15 protein-coding genes are annotated in these 21,263 nt (G+C 37.3%); 5 read left to right on the plus strand and 10 right to left on the minus strand.

Annotated features, from left to right (window positions below; all coding sequences use genetic code 11):
* Positions 1 to 81 precede the first annotated feature (81 nt).
* From RGQ13_RS07770 to RGQ13_RS07805, 8 genes are all read right to left on the minus strand, one after another.
* Positions 82 to 711 (minus strand): glutathione S-transferase family protein, encoded by a 630-nt coding sequence (locus tag RGQ13_RS07770; RefSeq protein WP_348392988.1) that lies wholly within the window; start codon positions 709 to 711, stop codon positions 82 to 84.
* Between the two features lie 72 nt (positions 712 to 783).
* Positions 784 to 1,617 (minus strand): SDR family NAD(P)-dependent oxidoreductase, encoded by an 834-nt coding sequence (locus tag RGQ13_RS07775; RefSeq protein ID WP_348392989.1) that lies wholly within the window; start codon positions 1,615 to 1,617, stop codon positions 784 to 786.
* A gap of 279 nt (positions 1,618 to 1,896) precedes the next feature.
* Positions 1,897 to 4,329 (minus strand): TonB-dependent receptor, encoded by a 2,433-nt coding sequence (locus RGQ13_RS07780; RefSeq protein WP_348392990.1) that lies wholly within the window; start codon positions 4,327 to 4,329, stop codon positions 1,897 to 1,899.
* 211 nt (positions 4,330 to 4,540) lie between these two features.
* Complete coding sequence (locus tag RGQ13_RS07785) at positions 4,541 to 5,731, minus strand: thiolase C-terminal domain-containing protein (RefSeq protein WP_348392991.1); 1,191 nt, start codon at positions 5,729 to 5,731, stop codon at positions 4,541 to 4,543.
* 9 nt (positions 5,732 to 5,740) lie between these two features.
* Positions 5,741 to 7,300: a class I adenylate-forming enzyme family protein gene (locus RGQ13_RS07790; protein ID WP_348392992.1), complete on the minus strand. Its 1,560-nt coding sequence runs from the start codon at positions 7,298 to 7,300 to the stop codon at positions 5,741 to 5,743.
* A 61-nt stretch (positions 7,301 to 7,361) separates the two neighbouring features.
* Positions 7,362 to 8,480, minus strand: coding sequence for a saccharopine dehydrogenase family protein (locus RGQ13_RS07795; protein ID WP_348392993.1), 1,119 nt, complete (start codon positions 8,478 to 8,480; stop codon positions 7,362 to 7,364).
* 58 nt (positions 8,481 to 8,538) lie between these two features.
* On the minus strand, positions 8,539 to 9,816 hold the full coding sequence (locus tag RGQ13_RS07800; RefSeq protein ID WP_348392994.1) for an acyl-CoA dehydrogenase family protein: 1,278 nt from the start codon (positions 9,814 to 9,816) through the stop codon (positions 8,539 to 8,541).
* Between the two features lie 271 nt (positions 9,817 to 10,087).
* Positions 10,088 to 10,855: an SDR family NAD(P)-dependent oxidoreductase gene (locus RGQ13_RS07805; protein WP_348392995.1), complete on the minus strand. Its 768-nt coding sequence runs from the start codon at positions 10,853 to 10,855 to the stop codon at positions 10,088 to 10,090.
* A gap of 231 nt (positions 10,856 to 11,086) precedes the next feature.
* Between RGQ13_RS07805 and RGQ13_RS07810 the strand changes: the two genes are divergently transcribed.
* Positions 11,087 to 12,025, plus strand: coding sequence for a LysR family transcriptional regulator (locus RGQ13_RS07810; protein WP_348392996.1), 939 nt, complete (start codon positions 11,087 to 11,089; stop codon positions 12,023 to 12,025).
* Positions 12,026 to 12,086: 61 nt separating this feature from the next.
* A complete protein-coding gene (locus tag RGQ13_RS07815) occupies positions 12,087 to 14,732 on the plus strand; it encodes a LuxR C-terminal-related transcriptional regulator (RefSeq protein WP_348392997.1) in 2,646 nt (881 codons plus the stop codon).
* Positions 14,733 to 14,846: 114 nt separating this feature from the next.
* Here RGQ13_RS07815 and RGQ13_RS07820 read toward each other — a convergent pair whose 3' ends face one another.
* Entirely contained in the window at positions 14,847 to 15,893 is a 1,047-nt protein-coding gene (locus RGQ13_RS07820; RefSeq protein ID WP_348392998.1) for a GlxA family transcriptional regulator, read from the minus strand.
* Between the two features lie 96 nt (positions 15,894 to 15,989).
* Between RGQ13_RS07820 and RGQ13_RS07825 the strand changes: the two genes are divergently transcribed.
* Complete coding sequence (locus RGQ13_RS07825) at positions 15,990 to 16,955, plus strand: NAD(P)H-dependent flavin oxidoreductase (protein WP_348392999.1); 966 nt, start codon at positions 15,990 to 15,992, stop codon at positions 16,953 to 16,955.
* 39 nt (positions 16,956 to 16,994) lie between these two features.
* The gene (locus RGQ13_RS07830) at positions 16,995 to 18,209 is read left to right on the plus strand and encodes an acyl-CoA dehydrogenase family protein (RefSeq protein WP_348393000.1); all 1,215 of its coding nucleotides are present in this window, start codon (positions 16,995 to 16,997) and stop codon (positions 18,207 to 18,209) included.
* A 541-nt stretch (positions 18,210 to 18,750) separates the two neighbouring features.
* Here RGQ13_RS07830 and RGQ13_RS07835 read toward each other — a convergent pair.
* Positions 18,751 to 19,854, minus strand: coding sequence for an efflux RND transporter periplasmic adaptor subunit (locus tag RGQ13_RS07835; protein ID WP_348393001.1), 1,104 nt, complete (start codon positions 19,852 to 19,854; stop codon positions 18,751 to 18,753).
* 335 nt (positions 19,855 to 20,189) lie between these two features.
* Here RGQ13_RS07835 and RGQ13_RS07840 point away from each other — a divergent pair, with 335 nt between their 5' ends.
* Positions 20,190 to 21,221, plus strand: coding sequence for an AraC family transcriptional regulator (locus tag RGQ13_RS07840; protein ID WP_348393002.1), 1,032 nt, complete (start codon positions 20,190 to 20,192; stop codon positions 21,219 to 21,221).
* Positions 21,222 to 21,263 lie beyond the last annotated feature (42 nt).

A 21,263-nucleotide genomic window follows, 5' to 3' on the forward strand; every position in this document is an offset into this window, starting at 1 on the left:
CACACTTTTAGGTGGCTATTTTAGAATTTATAGGGTCAGATTCAAGTTATTAACCTGACTCTGACCCTAGTTTATCTGCCTTTAGGCTAAGGCTGATGCTCTTGTTACTACTTTGTTGTACCAAGTGATGGTATTGCAATGTGTTGCTGGTATTTCTATTTTTACCCAACTGGCAAAATCAATAACACAAAATGCGGTAATATCGGCAACAGAGAAGTATTCTCCTGCAATGTATTCGTTTTGTGTTAAAAGTTGCTCTAAGCGATTTAAAAACTCTAGAAAGCTTGATTTACCTCTAGGGATTAATTCACTTATCGCTTGCACATTTTCTCTGCCGGCAATTGCTCTGTTGGCAAAGTTTGGTGCTGAATTTCTTAAAATATCTGCTAATGGTAATAAACCATCAAATTCTATTTGACGGTTTTTGGACTCAATTAATGCTTTGCTTTTTGCATCATGGCCAAATAATGGATTTTCTGGTTGGATGTCTTCAAAGTAACGACAAATAGCCATAGTTTCATCAATACATGTGCCATCTTCTAGTTCAAGAACAGGTAACAAACCACGTGGATTTTTACTTAAAAAGTCAGCTTGTAGATTTTCACCCTTGATAATATCAACTTGTATGGATTCAAGTTCAATGCCTTTTTCGGCTAAGAACATTCTTACTCGTCTGGCATTAGGTGCTTGGGTATTTTCATATAATTTCATATTAAGCCTGCTTTTAATTTTAGGGTCAGAGTCAGGATTTAGTGTAAAAACCTGACTCTGACCCTAGTTTAATTAGTCTAAGTGTTTGTAGATCCAAATGCGGTTTTTATACATGTAGGACATTAATTTTGCGTAGGTTTCTGGCATTAGACGTTTTATGCGCCAGCCCCAGGTTGCGTCGCTTTGTGGCATTACATACAGTTTATTTGACTTAATTGCTGAAAATGTTTTACGGACAATATCGGCGCTGGTAATTTTTGACTCTTTAAGTTGTTGCTGTAAGTTACGTTCGAACGCTGTTTTACCTGTAATCGATTCGCCTAAGTTGGTTTTAAATACGGTAGGGCAAAGTACTGTGACACCAATATTATTTGGTGATAACTCTACTTTTAGGGTTTCTGAAAGAGATACAACACCTGCTTTAGCAACGTTATAGTTGGCCATTTCTGCAGCGGCCAAAGTACCAGCACTTGAGGCTGTATTGATAATATGACCGGAGTTTTGTTTTTTCATCATCGGTATGAAAGCACGGCAACCGTAGATCACACTCCATAAATCTATGTCGATAACTCGTTCCCAATCATTACCTTCAATTTCTTCTATTTTTCCTGCGCCGGCTATACCTGCATTGTTAAATAATAAATCAATACCCTGCCAGTTTTGCTCTATTTGTTCAGCGGCAGAAAATATTGCTTCTACATCGGTAACATTCAATTCTATGGCGATTACTTCTTTCGCACCAAGGCTTTCGAGCTCTGTTTTTGTCTCTGATAAGCGTTCGCTGTTAATATCTGCAATTGCTAAGCGCCAGTTGTGTTTAGCAAGTTGATGGCATATTTCTAAACCTAAACCACTGGCCGCGCCAGTAACAAATGCTCGCTTTTGTGAAAATTTTTGATTAAACATTTTATTTCCTGAGATAGATATTCAGTACTAACTAAATAAGGTTGGTGGAAGCGTTGTAGAATTTCTCTCTGCTGCTTGGTTATGGTTAATTATCCACGAAGGTCATTTTGGTAAAATCACCCAAAAGTATGAAAATTAATCACCTGGTAAAAAAATTGACATCTTTGTATTTGAAGTTCTTAATGCTATTAAAAAATATTTAGTGATTATATTGTGAAAAAAAAGGTAAGGTCTAGTTTCCTAGAACTTACCTTTTAGAGGTTTATACTGGATGCTTACCTAGAAACGGTAAGTACCCTGTACTGATACTGTACGAGGAGCATCGGTATAACCCATGTAACCACCAGCAACTAGAGGTACATCAAGACCGGCTGAAAACGTAGTTTCATCAGTTAAGTTTTTACCAATTAGTGCTAATTCCCAAGTTTCTTCAATAGATGCTAAGGCAATGCGAGCGTTTACTTTTGTGTGCGCTTCTTGCATTACATTTGGATCTAAATCTGTGTCTAGGAATACGTCATCCATGTAGTTAACATTTAACTGTAGAAATAACTCCATGTTAGTGCCAATTTCTGTGATGTAATCAAGGAATAATGATGATGACAATTCAGGAGCAAATGGTGTTGTTTCATCCGTTAAATCACAAATTTCCATGCCTGTAGCTTGAACTTCAGCAGAACAAGGACCATTAGCGTAATCTTCGTAATATGAATCTAAGTACGAGAATGAACCACTCAGCGTTAAGTTATCTGTTAATAAGAATGAACCATCAACTTCAATACCTTGTGACACAGACTCTGCAGCATTACCAACTTCAAAGGCAAAACCGTTCCATGTTGTTACTTGTAAGTCTTCAAAGTTTGTATGGAATACTGCCATGTTTAAACGAGCACGGCCATCAAGTAAATCTGACTTGAAACCAATTTCTAAACCAAGAGCTTTCTCTTCTTCAAACTCGTTGTTTTCATCAGTTGCATCGGCATTAGCGTTAAAGCCACCAGATTTAAAGCCTTGTTCAGCACCACCGTAAACCATGAAGTTATCATTTACATCGTATTGGAACTTAACAGATGGAATGAACTGATTTTCATCACGGCTACCACCACCTTCAGGATCTGTTACAGCTACACCTAGTAAAGTCGCAGTAACAAAACCGTTAAGCTCTGGAGAAGGGTATGCGCTTGCTGGTGGAGTAATGTTTTGTGCACTACTGTAAAATGATGAATCTAAAGTTGCATTCATACTACGACGTACAACGTCTTTGGTTTCTTCTGTATAACGACCACCGGCAATAATTCTAAAGTCATCGGTAAAGTTGTAAGTACCTTGGAAAAATGCAGATAAAGAATCTGTTTCTTGTTTAAAGTTTGTTGTACGAGTAAAACCGTTTGGTGTAATACCAACATCAACTAACGATAATCCTTCAGGAAAAGCAGGGTTAATTGCTTGTGCCGGAACACCAGCAAAAGCCGCCATTAATGCAGGGTTAATTTGAGTGGTATCAACATGAGAATAGAAGTCAAAATCTAATTCATTTTCTTGATAATAAATACCAGTAATGTAATCAAACTTATTATTACCTGACGTTGCGTAACGAATTTCTTGAGATACTTGTGAAAAATCTTCAACATCATTGGTATTGATAAATGTTACCGGCATGAAGTCAACATCTTGCAATAATTCAGAGTCATATGCAGAGTAACCAGTAACAAATGTTAACGTACCATCACCTAACGAATAGTCGATATTTATTGCAACATTGTCTGTTTCAACTTCACGCATTTCAGGGTTTAGTACTTGATCGGTTGAGGTTTTGTAGTCGTCTTTGTCTGCATTGAATTGATCGTCCAGTGCAGGAGCTACCATACCAGCAACAAAATTAGCTAAACCACCTAATGGTGCTAAACCAGTTATTTGTGCAGTAGTACCTTTGGTAGAAAATTCAGAATGCTCTACTTTCATGTGCACATCTAAATTAGCAGAAGGTGCCCAATGTGCAGATAAACGCATGATGTCTTCTTCTGAAGACATTTCGTCACGGTTGGTGTAGGTATTCTCCATATAGCCATCAGTTTCTGATGTTTTAACTGCTAAACGAACACCAAATTCGTCTGTAAGACCTGTTGCTAATACAGCCGTTAAGCCTTGTGTACCGTATTCTGGCTCTATATCTACAGTAACTTTACCTTCAAAATCACCACCAGCTTCAGCTTTAGCGGTAGTCGTGTTTATAGTACCGGCAATTGTATTTTTACCAAAAAGTACGCCTTGTGGACCACGTAATACTTCAGCACGTTCAAGATCTAAAAAGCCGCCTCGGAACTGTTTACCACGGCCCATATATATGCCATCAACAAACATACCAACAGATTGCTCAAACGCACGGTTAATACCAGAGCCAACACCACGCATATAGATGTTAGTGTTAATTGCACCTTCAGAAATCGTTAGGTTAGGGATGTAACCTGACATTTCTGATAAATCATCAATACCGGCTTTTTCAATTTTATCACCGTTAATCGCAGTGATAGACATAGGTACGTCTTGAATACTTTCAGTACGCTTGGTTGCCGTAACTTGAATAACTTCAAGTTTACCACTATCTGAGCTTGCAGCCCCTTGCGCCATTACATGACCTGATAACATCATTGATGCACCAATTGCTAAGGCCAATTTACTTTTGTTCATTCGTGTTGTGTTTGTTACTTTCATTTTTAGCGCTCCTAAGATACTAATAACATGTTGTTTTTATTGTTGTTATAGTTTTAAACTTCAAATTTAAAATCAAAATATTTCTACTTTTCGAGGTAAATCGAAAAGCCAAAATGTGTTTTAAGTGTTACGTTTGTTTCAATTTGTAACTGCGTTAGGGTAAAAAAATGGACGTTCTTAAATGAATAAAAACGTCCGCGGTGGTGTAGTGTTACAGGCGTTCGAAAATATTCACGAATCCTGCACTACCTAAACCGCCGTTATGCTGTAAAGCGATACGAGCACCATCAACTTGTCTGTTACCCGATTGACCGCGAAGTTGTTGTACCAACTCGGTTATTTGGGCTAGACCTGTTGCGCCTAATGGATGTCCTTTTGCTAATAAACCACCCGATGGACCAACAACATATTTGCCGCCATAGGTGTTTTGACCGTCCATGATAAACTTCTCTATGTCAGCGTCTTGGCACAAACCAAGCGCTGAATAGGTAAGAATTTCGTTACTGGTGAAACAGTCATGAAGTTCGATAACATCGATATCTTCAGGACCTACACCTGCATCAGCGTAAGCTAAATCTGCAGCTTGTTTGCTTAATGCTCTAAAAGTGATATCTAATGGGTGCGAGGTAAAGTAATCAGCTTTATCACTGCAGTTTCCACTGCCTTTTAATACCACTTTAATGTCTAAATTGTGCTTTTTAGCGAACTCTTCACTACATACAATTACTGAAGCTGCGCCACAACTTGGTGGACAAGCAAACAGCTTGCGTAAACCACGATAAATTGGTGGTTTTTCTAAAATCTCAGCCGTAGTAAGTGGTGTTCGATAAATTGCATTAGGGTTGTGCTCTGCGTGTACACGAGATTTAATGGCAATTTGCGCCATCGCTTCTTCGCTAATACCGTACTCGTTCATCACAATTTCAGCTTGGCAACCAAACATCATTACCGCTGGTGGCATTTGACGCTCTTCTGCAGTTGCACCAACCAAATCTGCTAATGCATCAGTATGTCGTTGCAAAGGGCTGGTTCTATCTGGGAAAGCCATTTCGATAGCACCAGGAGTCATTTGCTCAAAACCAAGTGCCATTACACATTCACTTATGCCGTATTTAATTGCTTGTGCGGCAAGAGAGAAGGCAGTTGAGCCACTGGCACAGTTATTATTTACGTTGGTAATTGGAATCCCGGTGATGCCTACGCCATATAAAGCCGCTTGTCCTGCACAGCTGTCGCCATAAACATATGATGCAAATGCTTGGTCAATATCGTTGTAGGTTAAAGTTGAGTCTTGTAATGCTGCAAATGCTGCATCACGGCCCATAATTTCATAACCGTCACTTTTTCCTGGTTTTTTAAATGGCACCATGCCAACACCACAAATTACTACTGTTCTAGTCATTTTTAAATCCTAGTTAACTGCGCGGGCTTTATCGCCCCAATACTGTTTACGAATGTCGGCTTTAAGTACTTTGCCAACCGGGCTACGAGGTAAGTCGCTAACGAAATCAATAGACTTAGGCGTTTTAACACTGCCCAGCTCTTGCTTAACTATTGTTGCTAATTCAACGTCAGTTAATTCATGGCCAGGTTTTAATTGCACAACGGCCTTAACTGCCTCGCCCCATTTTTCATCAGGAATACCAATAACCGCACAATCTTGTACTGCACTATGAGCTGAAATTATTTGTTCAATTTCATTTGGGAATACGTTAAAACCACCGGTAATGATCATGTCTTTTTTGCGATCAACAATGGTGATATAACCATCATCATCCATCACACCAACGTCGCCAGTATGTAACCAACCGTTAATTTGTGCCTCAGCAGTTGCAGCTTCATTTTTGTAGTAGCCAGGATTAACTAAGTTACCTTTAACGCAAATTTCACCTGCTTGGCCTTTAGGTAATTTATTACCGTCATCATCCATGATCGCTACTTGGTTCATTACACAAGGGCGACCAACAGAGGCTAAGCGAGAGTCAATAATATTGCCTTTACTGTCCATGTAGTCCCATGGCGCTTTTGCGCAAATTGCCGCAGGTGCTTCAGATTGACCAAACGCTTCAGTCATTACCGGACCAAAAACCTTTATTGCTTCTTTTAATTTAGTAAGTGAAGTAGGGGCAGCACCAACCAAGAAATGTTGCAGTGATGAATAGTCATATTTACCAACGTTTTCATGAGCTAACATCATGTACATTACGGTTGGCGGTAAGAAGAAGTGAGTGATTTTTTGTTGCTCAATCACCTGCATAATACCTTCAGGATCGGCAGCAGCCATCATTACGTTTTTACCACCACGGGCAAAGTGCAGGGCACCAATAAGACCCGCAGAATGAGTCATTGGAGCAACTACTAAATGACAAGTGTTGTCATAGTAATTAAAGTGGCTATAGAAGTTAGTAAACATAGCTTCAATCGCTTTGTGTGACATGATCACACCTTTCGATTTACCTGTTGTACCACCGGTTGGGAAAATAGCAGCAACGTCATCGTTTTGCTCATCACCCATTTGATGAAAATCATCAGCGTCAACCAACCAAGACTCTAGGTTTTCACCTTCAATATCAGTTTTATCAATACAAACAATTTCTTTTAAATTTGGCGTACCTGCAATAATTGCACGAGCTTCTTTTTCATAATTTGAATGATAAAGTAATAAATCACCGTCAAAACGAGTTAAAAGGTCAATGTTAATGTCTATTGGGTTTCTAGGGTTAATTGGTAACCAAACCGACTCAGCACGAAATGCACCTAATAATACCTCAAAGGCAACATTTGAATTTGGCGCTAAAATACCAACCTTGCTACCCTTAACATAACCACGCTTATGTAATGCAGAAGCAACTTTATGCGAAACGCTACTTGCTTGGCTGTAAGTTGACTCACTGCTATCAGCGAGATCATGAAAGGCGACGTTATCTGGATATAACGCAGCACCTTGATCAAAAAAATCGATTACACGCATGTAATTTTCCTCTAAAAAAAGCTATTTAATCGCTAAACTAAATAGCTTTTATAATTTATCTTTAAAACTCTTCGATTTTCATATCGCAGAAACCAAAGCCTTCTAGCGCGCCATATAATTCATGATGACCTACAGCTTTACACGGTGATTGGAAACCAACATTGTTAGGGCCTTTGTTGATCAATTGCTTAGCGATAAAGGCTTGTACTAGACCGGTTTGGATATAAGCACTGTGGCCAATAATCGTTACGCAAATTTGCGATTTAGGACCTACGCCGTAAACGCGGTCAACTAAGCGGTGAATAGTACGGTTTTCACGAGGAGGCATACCAGGAGTAATGCCTGCAGCCATTGCATCTAGCTGTGCTTCTTGCTCTTCAACCGGTAAGTCTTTTAAGTTCTCTTCATAATGTGCAGCCAATGCCATAACGCCTTGCATTAATGGACGGTTAGTAAAACCGGTTAATGAACTTGCACTATTTACACGAGTGTCATTTGCATACCATAGAGGAATGCTGCCACCGCCCCAAGGTAGTGCCATGATAGAAGAGTTAAAACCTGGGATGGTAACTTCATGGGCATGTTTCATTGGGTCGACAATTTCAACTAACTCGTTATTTTCTAACCAGTATTGTTTGTTCCTAGCCATATCCATTACAGTTTGAGTAGAGCCTACTGTTGGTACGCCAGTTGGAATACATGCAGCATTGATTGAATCAATCGTTGGGTTTTCTAAACAAAACTCAGCAGCAATGTTGCCTACGGCGTGCATGTAAGCAGTAGAAGGCGCTAATAATAAACCTTTCTCAGCGTAAGCTTCTGAGAACGTATCACGCATCTCAATCATCCACTGTTGTTCACCTGTGGTGTCAAGGTAATGACAGTCTGCATTTAAACAAGCTTCAACAACAGCAGTGCCGAAACGAGAAAATGGACCAACGGTGTTACAAACAACTTTTGCCCCTTTAAAGAATTCTGTTAATGCTTCAACAGAATGTTCTACAACAGCAATTTCATAATTAGCTGTTTCAATGCCTGGAACTTTTGCCATCGCATCTTCTAGCTTTTGTTTGTTACGGCCAGCGGCAACAAATGGAATTTGATATTCGCGTAAAAATTCACATACTAAGCGGCCGGTATAACCACTTGCGCCATATACGATTACTGGTTTCTTGTTCATTGTGTTTCCTTAAATTCTTTTGTTTCTATGTTTACTAAAACGGTGACTTTATTTAGATTTATAAACCGTTTTTATCTTTATAAGCTTTGCTTAGCCATGTTGCGGCTTTTAGACCTAACATGTTGTTTTCACCATCGGCAATTTGCGAAGCGCGAGCGTCGCGGAATAATTTTTCTAGAGGGTATTCACGGGTTAAACCATTACCACCAAATAGTTGAACTGCTTCAGAGCACACTTCTACACAAGTATCAGTAACAAAGGTTTTTGAAGTTGCTGATGCTATTAAATGAGGACCATTTGGGCCATAGTTGTAATCAAATACACGTTTTGCCATAGCTCTACATGCTTCTACTTTTTGATGCATTTTAAATAAACGAGCGCGAACAGTTTGATGGTTGATCAACTCTGTTCCACCTTGTTTACGTTCATGAACATATGCAAGAGCATGATCAAGTGCAGCACGGGCAACACCAGTAAAAGAAATACCCATTTCCATGTTGGCAAAGGTTAATGCGCCAAAAAATGATGGGAAACCTTGTTCGGCATTAGCAACCATGTATTTAAGTGGAACACGTGCTTCATCAAAGTATATTTCGCCCTGACACAGTGAGCGCATGCCCATTTTATCGAGCGGCTTACCTTTAGTAACACCGTCAATATCAAATGGTACTAATATAGCAACGTATTTATGACTGCCATCTTCGTTGTAGATACCGTTACCATCATCAAATGAGCAATATAGCAGTGCTGATTGAGCAATTGGAGCTCCAGAAACCCACGCAGAAGTTTGGCCGGTAATGACTATTTCATCACCTTCAACGCGTGCGATTAAATTTCCTCTACTTTGTTTTTCACCTGGATGAGCTTCGGTTTTTTCAAGGTCAACCATGTCACAACCGCGTTCAGGTTGAGTTGCAGCCCAACAACCACGTAAATGTCCAAAGCGTTCAATTAGTTCAGAATCACCTGATCCAAAAGCAACAAAAGCAGGGAACTTACTTACTAAGTAGCCCATAGCAAGGCCAGAATCACCCCATGCAAGTTCTTCAAATATGATAGGAATAATGCGCGCTTTTTCTTCATTGCTCATTCCCGCAATTGCGCCTAAATCTAATAAACCAGACTCTTCAATTTTTTCTAAAAATTCCCAAATAGGCGAATCTTCAGCAATAGCAGCTTCATGGTCCATTTTATCTAACTGTTCAGCGATTGGACGCATTACTTCTGCAGCAAAACGGTGAGCCATATCTTGAATGGCTAACTCTTCTTCACTCATTGCACCTTCAAGGCCAGTAAGACCTAATTTAGGTAATGGTACTTCATCAAATTCAAACATATTATCTCTTCCATCAATCATGGTTTGTTTCTATGCATTGACAGTAATACGTAAGGTTTTTTTTCAATATCACCCTAACGGGTGAAAATTAAATAAGTACAATTGCTCTAATTAAATGCATTTATATACAGTGGCTTACGAAGATAATGAGTTTTTTGTATTCGTTTTATTTTGAACTTTTTTGAAGAGAGATTTATATCGCCCCTGAAGGAAATAAAGCTCATCGGCATTGTCGATGAGCTTTATAATTAACAGGTTGTTGCTTGTAGCTTTAATCAATAATTCCCATACCAGCTAATAAACCACCATCAATTTGATGAGCAGAGCCATTCATAAATGACGCTTTATCTGAGGCTAAAAAGGTAACGAAATTGGCTATTTCTTGTGGTGTTGCCCCTCGTCCTAATGGCGTCATAGCACCAAAAGCATCTTGCTCTTCTTGTGCAAAACCAACTTCTGTCATTTCAGTTACTACGTAGCCTGGACAAATTGCTAGAGAGCGAATTCCTTTACGAGAGTATTCTAAAGCTGTGCTTTTTGTTAAGCCAACAACGCCGTGCTTAGCTGCAACGTATGGTGAAATTGTACTCATACCTACTAAACCATCTACAGATGCTGTATTAATAATTACGCCGCTGCCATTTTTTAACATTGCAGGGATTGCTGCTTTAGTACAAAAGAACACACCGTTTAGGTTAATGTCGATTACTTTTTGCCACATATCAGTAGATGTATCTTCAATTAAACCTCTATCACCGGCAATACCAGCATTATTGAAAATCACATCTAGCTGACCAAATTTAGCTACTGTTTTATCAACCATGTTTTGACATTCTTCCATGCTAGCAACGTTAGTTTTGACTACTAATGCTGTACCACCATTATCTGTGATTAGCTTTGCCGTCTCTTCAGTGCCGGGCATATTAATATCTGCTAGTGCTACATTTGCACCTTGTTTTGCAAACTCTAATGCTGTTGCTCTACCAATACCTGCAGAAGCGCCGGTAATTATTACTGTTTTGTTTTCAAACTGGCTCATGTTTCAATCTCTTCCTGTTGTCGTTGTGAAATTTAAATATTATTTAATTGTTGTTTTTATTTGATAACTAAACAGGTTAAAGAAGTTGTTTTTTGAAAGCACTCATCCTTTCGGGTGAATTCATTATTTTAATAAAAGAAAGGAAACAATTACATTTTGATATAAATTAAATCATGCCTTATGCATATTCTTGCAGTATAGTTAAGAAGTAATATAATTTGGGCGCATAAGATGAAGATATTAGAACAAAAATTGTCACGCATAGATTTAAATTTATTAGTGTCGTTAAGTGTTTTACTTAAAGAGCGACATGTTGGCAGATCTGCTGAAATTCTCTTTATAACTCAACCAGCTATGAGTCGAACCTTACAACGATTAAGAGATCTGTTTGATGACCAATTATTTTATCGAACATCAGTTGGTATTAGTCCGACCGCGAAAGCATTAGAGCTTGAACGCATTTTGCCTGAAACCTTAGAAAGCTTAAATAATATTCTCTCAAGTGAAGAATTTGACCCACTTACTTGTGAACAGGGCTTTTCTATTTCCATTCCTTCTATGCTTAGTCACAACATTATATTGCCTCTATTTAACTTATTGCATACCGAAGCGCCGAATATAGAATTAACCGAAAGTACCGCTAAATCTAACCCGTTTGATTTACTTGAAGCAGGAACACTAGATTTTGCCATCCATGTTGCTAAAGATATCCCAGCGAGATTTAACGCGATGTCCCTTGGCATAGCTAAACCGGCTATTTTTGCTCGTAAAGGACATCCTTTAACAAGCCAAAAAGAAGTAAGTTTAATTGATTGTATGAAATATGATTTTGTTGCCTTAAACGTTGAAAATAATCAAAGTGCTAAGTTTACTGGTCCTGTAGAAATCATGTTGGCAAAAAAAGGTGTAAGTAAAGAACCTTTATATAAAACTAGCCAGTTGCAGATGTTGCTAGAGATAATGCAAAACAGTGATTGTTTATTTATAGGTCCAAGTTTATTAATACAAAACCCTGATTTAATTGATCGATTTAAAACAGTGTATGAATTCAACTTACCGAAAAAAGATCTGATCGAGTTTTTCTTACTTGAACATAAACGCTCAGAAAATAGTAAAGCTCATCAATGGTTTAAGGGGAAGCTTTTGAATCAAATTGAAAAATTAACTTAGTATTACTCTATTTTTCCAAGTACAAGTCAGCTTGTATTTAATCAGGTATTAAAATAATTTTATGCAAAAATTTCTTATTCCGATCAAGCCAAATAACTTTATCAGTAGAGTGCAGTTACTGGCAAAAATAAATAAAAGCGTTTCAAAGCACAGCCAAATGGCTTTTGTTAAAGCGCCAGGAGGTTATGGTAAAACTTATCTAATGACAGACTTTGCTGACGAGATTATTCAAAGTGGTGGCAAGGTAGTTTGGTTTACCTTCAGCGTTGATGATAATACTGCAGAGTACTTTTTTGTTAGCTTATTAAATGAATTAAAGAAGCAAGCAATTATAGCTGAAAATATATTTTATGATGAAAATATTTCTTTTCTACGTTTTATAAATAGGTTGTTTGAACAACTAGACACATTTAATGAAGATCTATATTTTTTGTTTGACGATGTTCATTGCATAAACAACTCTGTTGTTATCGATTTTTTACAACAAGTTTCATTACATTCGCCACGTAATATCAAAGCCATACTAGCAAGTCGATTTGATCCACCTTTTAATATTGCCAAAGCTTTATTAGCTAATACTGTAATTAAAGTTAATCAGGCCGATTTAAGCTTTAGTTCGGATGAAGTTAAAGAAATATCAAAGCAATCTAGTTTAAATAATTTAACTGAAAATGAAATAGACTTAGTTTTAGAACGTACTGGTGGTTGGCCTGCAATTGTATCAACAAGTGTTTCTGTTGATGATTGGCGAGTAAAATCTCCTAACTGGGATGATGAATTTAGTAACGCAAACGTAAATTTAGCCGAGTATTTTTATCAAGAGATATTGGCGTCTTTATCTTCAGAAGAAAAGGATGACCTAATATCATTAACAATAAGTGAATACTTGTGTAATGATTTAATTGAAGCGTTAATTCTTAAAAAGGATTTTTTTGCGAAAATAAGTGATGTCATTCCATTAATCAGATTAAATGATCCACTGTTAGCAAAAAGTTTGCAGTGGTTTTCTATACATCCTCTAATGCGTGAATACCTAAAATCACAGCTCGTCGAAAGTAAAACTATAGATTTAATAGTATTAGAAGAAAGAGCTGCCAAGTGGTTTTTAGGGCAAAAGGTATATATAGAGGCCACCGAACATTATGTTAAAGCCAAATTATATGATGAAGCTGTAAATTTAATTACCAATTATGGTATTGATATCCTTTCTAGTGGAAATTTCCCTCGTTTTAAAAGTTTAATTAAACAATTTCCTTATGATGTAGTTATGTCAAACCCTTACGTTCTTGTTTTGGTCGGTTGGTCATATGCCCTAAGTTATCAGCATAGAAATGCCAAAAATGTCATCGATATGATGGAAAAAATGGTACTGAAAAATCCACAGCTTAATGAAAGTTTTAATAGCCTGATCATAGCGTTAAAATGTGCAATAGGTTTATTTTCAGATCATTTATTAGAGCATGAAACAGATGTTAGAAGTGAATTAGCAAATAGTCCTTTAAACATACCTTATGCTGAGAATTCTTTACGCGCTGAACTAAGTTTAATTTGTTTACATACTAACGATTTTGAAACACTTAGATCGTTAGTAAATGAAGGACATTTTTTCACAGAAGATGGGAGCTTATTTTATAGCACACTTATTATCCGCTTTACTGAGGCTATGATGGAATTTAGCCTTGCAAATTTTGATAAGTGTATTGCAGTTTGTGATGATATAGATAAGTTTATTTCTACTAAGGCACATGACAGTCAACTGCACTTTGTCGTTCATACTATTCGAGGCATGAGTGCGTATGTTACCGGCGATTTAGAGTCAGCAAGAGCATGTTTTTTGAAGTCTGACAATATAATTAGCTACATTGCCGACCCAACAATATTAATTTGGTATTACCCGTTAAAGCTGCAAATACTTACCGACTTAGGCGAGCAAGAACAAAAAGAAGTATGCATAGAACAATTTATGGAGCTGATGAAATCGAGAAATTTAACCTTGACCAAAATACCTCTAATTTATGAAGTTATTGAACATAACTTAGAGCTTGGCAATCGTGATGATGCGTTAGGCTTATATCAATCGTTTAAAGAAGAATTTAGCGGTATCGGTCAGCAAAGCTCTCATCTCTTATTTAATGAAGCATTGATTGACGCATTGGTGTTAACTGATAAAGCTCAATTTTCCCAAGTGAAAGAAATTTTGCACGGTCAAATAAAGTATTTTGAAGATAACGGCCGCACTGTTCAGCAGGTAAGAACGTTAATATTTTTGGTTAATACTTATATAAAAACTGAAGAAGTGTCGTTAGCAAAAGTAACGTTAAAAAAAGTTATTGCCATTGCTAGTAGTAAGCAATTAATACAATTTTTTGCGCGTTTAAGCTCTGTTGCTATTGGTTATTTACAAGATTGGTCAGCTACAGAGCTATCGCCATTAAGAAAAGAGTTTTTAATAACAATATGTGAACGTTTTGAAGGTAAAGATAGCGATCAAACCTTTAATGCACACAGTTTTGAGCAACTGACGGTAAAAGAGCAAAATGTAATGGAATTACTCGGCCAAGGCTATTCCAATCAGCAAATTGCAGATGAGTTGTATTTATCTATTAATACGGTGAAGTCACACTTAAAAGTAGCCTATAAAAAACTTGGTGTGAGTAATCGAATTCAAGCGGTGAAGCTATTCACTAAAATTAATTTTAGCGGTTGATGAACATATAAGAATTTTAATACCGTCATCTCGTGCGAGCCAAAGCGAGACACGAGATCTCCTGACGCACACAGAAACTCTAAAAAGAAATAAAATCAACTTTTTTAATGCACACTATTCCTGCCGGAGGTCCCCGATGTCGCTCGAGCTCCTCGAGGATGACGGTGCTATTTTTTTAAACTGTCTACGGTAACTAATCGGCGGTAATCCGGTATATTTGCTAAATACTTTTGAAAATGAACTTCTGTCTTTATATCCTACTTTATCAATAATTTGTTCTAATGAAAGTTCACTGTGTTCAAGTAAATACTTGGCACTGTTTATACGTAAATTTTTAATATACTTTATCGGCGAAGTAGCAAGCACGTCATTAAATTGTCGAGTGATAGTTCGCTCTGTTGTAGCAAGCTCTTTTGCCATTTGTTTTAGGGTGAAGGTGTTACTTAGATTTTGATCTATCCAGTCTTGGGCCTTTTGTAATAGGCGATTGTTATGCTCTCTGGCAACGTTTAATAGCTGTTCTGGTGACACATGGACTTTACGAGTATCAATTAACATCGCCTTAGAGGTTTGCTGCACTATGGTTTCAGTAGTGAACTTTTTTAGTAAGTTAAGGCCTAGTTGGAAGTGCGATGTTGCCGCTCCGGCAGTTATTACTCTTTCTTGTTCGATAATAAGTTCAGCAAAGCTCAGATCAATATTTGGGTAGTACTTTTTAAATAAGTGTTCTAACCACCAAATACTGGTGCAAGTTTTATCATCTAATAATCCAGATTCTGCCAGGAAAAACGTTGATGTGCAATTAGCAGTAACAATCGCGCCATGCTGGTGTTGTACATTTAACCATTGGTACATCGCTTGTTGACGTTTTAATGTTTCCTTAAACTGTTTAGCCCCTTCATATAAGATCCCGGGAATAAAAATCACATCAAAATTTAGGTTGTCACTCGTTGCATCTGACATTATTTCCACTGACATAGGCAGGCCATTGCTTGTGGTAATCTCATTTTTGTCAAAAGTGATTAATTGCCAATTAAAAAAAGGTACATCACTGTCTGATTGTTTTTTAATGTGTGCATTAGCAACCACTAGTACATCTACCAGGCCATGCAGGCTTGAGCCATAGCAGCCGTCTAGGGCGACAATTGCAAACTTAATCATATGTCTTAAATAACCATAAAGTTGTCATAAAGGACGATATTAGTTCTAAATCCGATAAATTACAATTGGGTTATAAATAAATAATTGGATCTTTTTATGGCTTTACCAGAATCATTTATCGATAAACTTTCAATTCCTGTTGTGTCAGCGCCGATGTTTTTAGCTTCTAACCCAAAAATGGTGGTTGCTAATTGTATTAACGGTGTCGTTGGAACATTCCCTGCCGCAAATCAAAGAACTACAGCAGGGCTAGAGGAATGGCTAATTGAAATTAAAGCTGAATTAGCAGCGTATGAGGCTAGCACAGGTAAAGTTGCCGCCCCTTTTGGTGTTAATTTAATCGTTCATAAATCGAATGCTCGATTAGAACAAGATTTAGCAATGTTGGTTAAACATCAAGTGCCGCTTGTGATCACATCTCTTGGTGCTATTTCTACAGTTGTTGATGCTATTCATAGTTATGACGGGGTAGTGTTTCATGATGTTGTTAATGCCAGACATGGTAAAAAAGCACAACAAGCAGGCGTTGATGGTTTAATCGCAGTTACAACAGGCGCAGGCGGGCATGCAGGAACGTTGCATCCATTTGCGCTTATCCAAGAGTTAAAAAAATTCTTTACCGGCACATTACTACTTTCTGGCGGTATTTCAACCGGTGCTGAAATTGCTGCGGCCAAATGTTTAGGTGTTGATTTGGTTTACATGGGCACTCGTTTTTTGGCAACACAAGAATGCCAGGTGAGTAACGAGTATAAGCAAATGCTGATTGAATCTAGTGCAAGCGATATTATTTACACCAATGCCATATCAGGCATTCCAGCAAATTTTTTAACATCAAGCGTAGAGCAAGCTGGTTTTGATTTAAACAACCTGCCAACACCAGATGGCTTTGATATTGGCGCTGAAATGGATGAGGTTAATGATAACCCTGACGATGCCAAACCATGGAAAGATATATGGTCAGCGGGGCACGGCGTAAGTGCAATAGACAGTGTATTGCCAATATCTAATTTAATTGAACAATTGCAGCATGAATATCAGCAAGCAACCACACAACTTTAACATTTATCTATTAATTACCTTTTAAAGCAGAGAACTATTATGAGTAACTTCCCACAGCGCATAAGCGACAACCTATATGACGATTTATTTTTACCTGAAGAAACTATTAAGGTAAGAGCTAAAGTTAGAGAGTTTGCCGATAGAGTCATTCGTCCTATAGCCCATAAAATTAATACTGAAGCTGAAGATGTAAGTAAATTTCCTTGGCAGTTAGTTAAACAAATGGGTGATGAAGGCTTACTCGCTATACCATTTGCCAAAGAGCATGGTGGTGCAGGTTTAGAATATCCAACATTAGCTACCATGGTGTTACTTGAAGAAATTGCGTATGTAAGTTCAGGCATTGCCGCAGCTATTATTGATGTGCCGTTAATTTTATTTGGTCATACGCTTAAGCATGCTAAACCTGCCGTTCAACAAAAACTTTTTCCTAAAGTCATTAGTGGTGAGTTAATTGGTGCCTTTGCTACTAGCGAACCGGCAGCAAGCACAGATTTAAGTGTTCGAGCATTACAAACTGTAGCAACGAAAGTAGAAGGCGGTTACCGCATAAATGGCCGTAAACGTTGGATCACCAACTCACCTGTTGCTCAGCAAATGTTCGTGCTGTGTAAAATGGATGAGTCGATGAGTATGTTTCTTATCGATATGAGTTCAAAAGGGGCAAGTGTAGGTGAACCGGATAAGAAAATGGGTAATCATATTCAGTTAACTGCTGATGTGTATTTTGATGATGTGTTTGTACCCGATGAAAACTTAGTTGGTGAAGAGGGCAAAGGCTTGAAATCGGCACTAACCTCATTAACTCTTGGCCGTGTAGGTATTGGCGCGTGTGGAGTAGGGATGGCACAAGCTGGTTTTGACTTTGCCGTTGATTATATGAAGAAGCGTGAAATTTTTGGGAAACCAATTTCGCAATTTCAATACTGGCAGTTTAAATTTGCTGGTTATGCAACAGAGCTGGAAAATGCACGTAATCTTTATATAAAAGCTGCGTTAATTGAAGATAAAAAGCGACCTAATGTGCAAGGTATGTGTGCTATGGCAAAACTCATTGGTAGTGCTTTACCGGGTGACTTGGTTCGTGACGCTATTCAAGTTTGTGGTGGCTATGGCTTTGTTAAAGAACTAGCCGCTACAGGGCAACAATTCCCGTTAGAGTCTATTTATCGAGATTGTAAAATTGGTGAAATATATGAAGGTGCAAACGAAGTGCAACGATTGGTAATAGCTCGTGGTATTTTTGGCAAGTAAATCGGTTTATAACTTGTGTGCATAATATTTATGCCTATATTACATTGGTTGATAAAATTAATGATTGTTAAAATACGCCTACTTTCTTGTGAACTCAGCAATAAACTTGTCATGAGGTTTATCGCTAACAAGTAAAGTATTTTTTAACAAAGTAAAATTTTTAGCAATATCAGAAGTAGTGCTCTGATATTGCTTTTTTTTTGCTCAAGGAAGAGCTATATGCAGAAAATACATGGATGTATAATTTTCTGTTTTGCTCAGGGAAGAGCTATATGCAGAAAATACATGGATGTATAATTTTCTGCTTTGCACATGGAAGTGCTTATCCTCCCGAACCATGGATGGGGAAAAGGGAGGGGTTGCTCAGGGAAGAGCTTATCCTCCCGAGCCAAAGCGAGACACGGGACCTCCCTTATTCATAACGTGCTTTAAAACAATATTTACACCCACTCAAAGATTGTATAAATCAGAACATCATGAATTTAAAACGTAAAAAAGGGCTTTCGAAAAAGCCCTTAGAGTTAATGTTTATTATATAACGCTATTTTGCTACTGAAACCGGCTGATTAACTTTTACACTTAAAAAACCTGCCGTGATAATTGTGTCGCCAACATTCAAGCCTTTAGTGATGATTACGTTACTGGCATCTACAGCTCCTAGGTCGACATAAGATTTTTCGGCAACGTTGGCTTCATTGACAATAAGAACGTACCTACCCGCTTGATCCTGCTGTACTGCAGACATTGGAATTTTTATAACATGTATCTTTTCAATGTCTCGGCCAATTATGTATACATTTTGGCCGGCAACCAATAAACCATCAGGGTTTGGAAAAACTACACGGTAACTTATGTAACCACTTTCTTCAGATGCTTCAGTACCAATGTAATCGAGTAGTCCTTCATGTTCATAAACATCGCCATTTGGTAACTCAATATGAATACTACGTACTTCTTCAGGTGCTTTATCTTTTAATACAAGCATATTTTGGAAATGTTCTTTGTGATCTATTAATACATAGACCTCAATTTTATCATTAGCGATAACTTCAATTATATTTCCTTTTAATGGACCTATAATTTCACCAATATTGATATCATTTAAACCAACCACGCCATCAATAGGAGAAACAATCTTTGCTTGTTTTAAACGAAGTTCGGTTTTTAATAATTCAGATTGTGCGGTAAGTAATTCAACTTTAGCTATATCTGTGTCAGCCTTGATTTTATCAGCATCTAATTCGCTGATCACTTTTTCTTCAACTAAGCGTTGTGAGGCCTTAAATGTTTTCTCTGCTAAATCAAGTTCAATTTGAGCTCTGGCAACATCCGCTTTATTTGTTGCTAGTTTAGCTAAAATTGGCTCAGGATCTATCTCTATTAATACATCGCCACGCTTAACGACAGAGCCTTCTTTGAAGTTATTTTTAATGACTATACCTCTGACTTGGCTAGATAATTCCGCTTTATCAAGAATTTGGGTTTTACCAGGCCAGCGATTGCTCACCCCATGTTCGATTAGTGCAATTTCTTGAACTTCAACTTCGGGAGCAGCTATCTTGGAGGCTACTTGTTCTGCGGGCTCTGAACAGCCGATTAATAGTAAAAAAGCAAAAGATGGAACAACGAACTTCATTACGCTCATGTTTAACTCCTAGAGTGTGAGGTAAGACCAATTAAAAGAATAACTTAACTCATTACACTGTAGTTAACTTATCTGGAACTGGCTAATATTTAATTGTCTAAATTTAATTTCTAGATGCATTTTATTCTCATCGGATCAGTTGAGGTAATGATTTTTTTGAATAATATTTATAACTATAAAGCATAATGGTTATTATTATATATCCTACTGTTTTATATGTTGTTTTTATACTTCACCCTAAAGGGTGGTTACTAAAGGTTGATTATTAATTACACTGTGTATTATTGATGCCTAAATAAAAGTATTGCTTTTATTCTATTTATTGAGGATTTAAGGTGAAGAAGTTATTAGCGAGTAGTTATAGTGGCAGCCTAAGTTTTTTGCAGCCAGCCATTGAACAGTATACAGCAGACTTTCATTTGAAACTTGCATCCGTAGGTATTGATTTAAGTGATTATGTTAATGCTTATAAACGAATACCACAGCAACAGTGCTCTAAATATATTGATGCTCTTGTTAAAGAAACTTGTCCAGCTATTTCAATTAAAGCATGTAAGCATTTAAATCCTGCACTATTGAATTCATTTGGAACTGGGCTTTTGTATAGCAGTTCGTTACGAGACTTTTGCCAACGTTACATTAATGGCTTTGCTTTTATTACTAACTTGGTAGATGTTGATTTTGTTGAACAAGACAGTGAAAGTTACCTTGTTATCACTGATACGGTTGATTTTAACCAAGTAAATTCAAATTTCTATTCAGATATTTTCTCGGCTCTAACGTTAAGTTTACTTAAATTAACTGTTGGTCCAAATTCGATGGTCAAAAAAGTATGTTTAACCTGGACTCCACCAAAAGACATAATTCAAGATTATGTTGATTTCTTTGGGGATAACGTTGAGTTTTCAGCAGACGAAACTATGGTTGTTTTTGATAACGAACAACTAGATGTTGAATTTATTTGGGCAAATGAAACATTAGCTGCTCAAGCAGATAAAACGGTTAAAGAGTTTATTGAACGTAGTTACTCGTTTGATCTTACTTCTAAAGTAACGAATGTAATCGCAAAATTATTACCACAAGGTAAGTGCAGTAAACTTATTATTGCTGATATATGTGGTATGTCTGAAAGTACGTTACAAAATAAATTAAATGTTGAAGGCACCAGCTTTCAAAAAATTGTCGATAATTTACGTAAAAAATTAGCGATACGTTATTTAAAAGACAAAGATCTAACGCTTGAACAAATATCGTATAAGTTAGGCTATTACAGTTGTAGTAATTTTTCTAGGGCGTTTAAATCTTGGTTTGCCTTAACTCCTGTTGAATATAAAAAGCTGGATAAAGATTTCTCTATAGCTAGTTAATGCGAGAAACGAGAAACGACAATTCTAACTCCTTCCTGAACT

This window comes from Thalassotalea psychrophila, assembly GCF_031583595.1.
Lineage (GTDB): Bacteria > Pseudomonadota > Gammaproteobacteria > Enterobacterales > Alteromonadaceae > Thalassotalea_A > Thalassotalea_A psychrophila.

Bases quoted from the DNA above. Each gene is read 5' to 3' on its own strand.
- RGQ13_RS07805 (WP_348392995.1), bottom strand. From the start codon at position 10,855: ATGAGCCAGTTTGAAAACAAAACAGTAATAATTACCGGCGCTTCTGCA.
- RGQ13_RS07795 (WP_348392993.1), bottom strand. From the start codon at position 8,480: ATGAACAAGAAACCAGTAATCGTATATGGCGCAAGTGGTTATACCGGC.
- RGQ13_RS07780 (WP_348392990.1), bottom strand. From the start codon at position 4,329: ATGAAAGTAACAAACACAACACGAATGAACAAAAGTAAATTGGCCTTA.
- RGQ13_RS07830 (WP_348393000.1), top strand. From the start codon at position 16,995: ATGAGTAACTTCCCACAGCGCATAAGCGACAACCTATATGACGATTTA.
- RGQ13_RS07775 (WP_348392989.1), bottom strand. From the start codon at position 1,617: ATGTTTAATCAAAAATTTTCACAAAAGCGAGCATTTGTTACTGGCGCG.
- RGQ13_RS07770 (WP_348392988.1), bottom strand. From the start codon at position 711: ATGAAATTATATGAAAATACCCAAGCACCTAATGCCAGACGAGTAAGA.
- RGQ13_RS07825 (WP_348392999.1), top strand. From the start codon at position 15,990: ATGGCTTTACCAGAATCATTTATCGATAAACTTTCAATTCCTGTTGTG.
- RGQ13_RS07810 (WP_348392996.1), top strand. From the start codon at position 11,087: ATGAAGATATTAGAACAAAAATTGTCACGCATAGATTTAAATTTATTA.
- RGQ13_RS07785 (WP_348392991.1), bottom strand. From the start codon at position 5,731: ATGACTAGAACAGTAGTAATTTGTGGTGTTGGCATGGTGCCATTTAAA.
- RGQ13_RS07800 (WP_348392994.1), bottom strand. From the start codon at position 9,816: ATGTTTGAATTTGATGAAGTACCATTACCTAAATTAGGTCTTACTGGC.
- RGQ13_RS07815 (WP_348392997.1), top strand. From the start codon at position 12,087: ATGCAAAAATTTCTTATTCCGATCAAGCCAAATAACTTTATCAGTAGA.
- RGQ13_RS07820 (WP_348392998.1), bottom strand. From the start codon at position 15,893: ATGATTAAGTTTGCAATTGTCGCCCTAGACGGCTGCTATGGCTCAAGC.
- RGQ13_RS07790 (WP_348392992.1), bottom strand. From the start codon at position 7,300: ATGCGTGTAATCGATTTTTTTGATCAAGGTGCTGCGTTATATCCAGAT.
- RGQ13_RS07835 (WP_348393001.1), bottom strand. From the start codon at position 19,854: ATGAGCGTAATGAAGTTCGTTGTTCCATCTTTTGCTTTTTTACTATTA.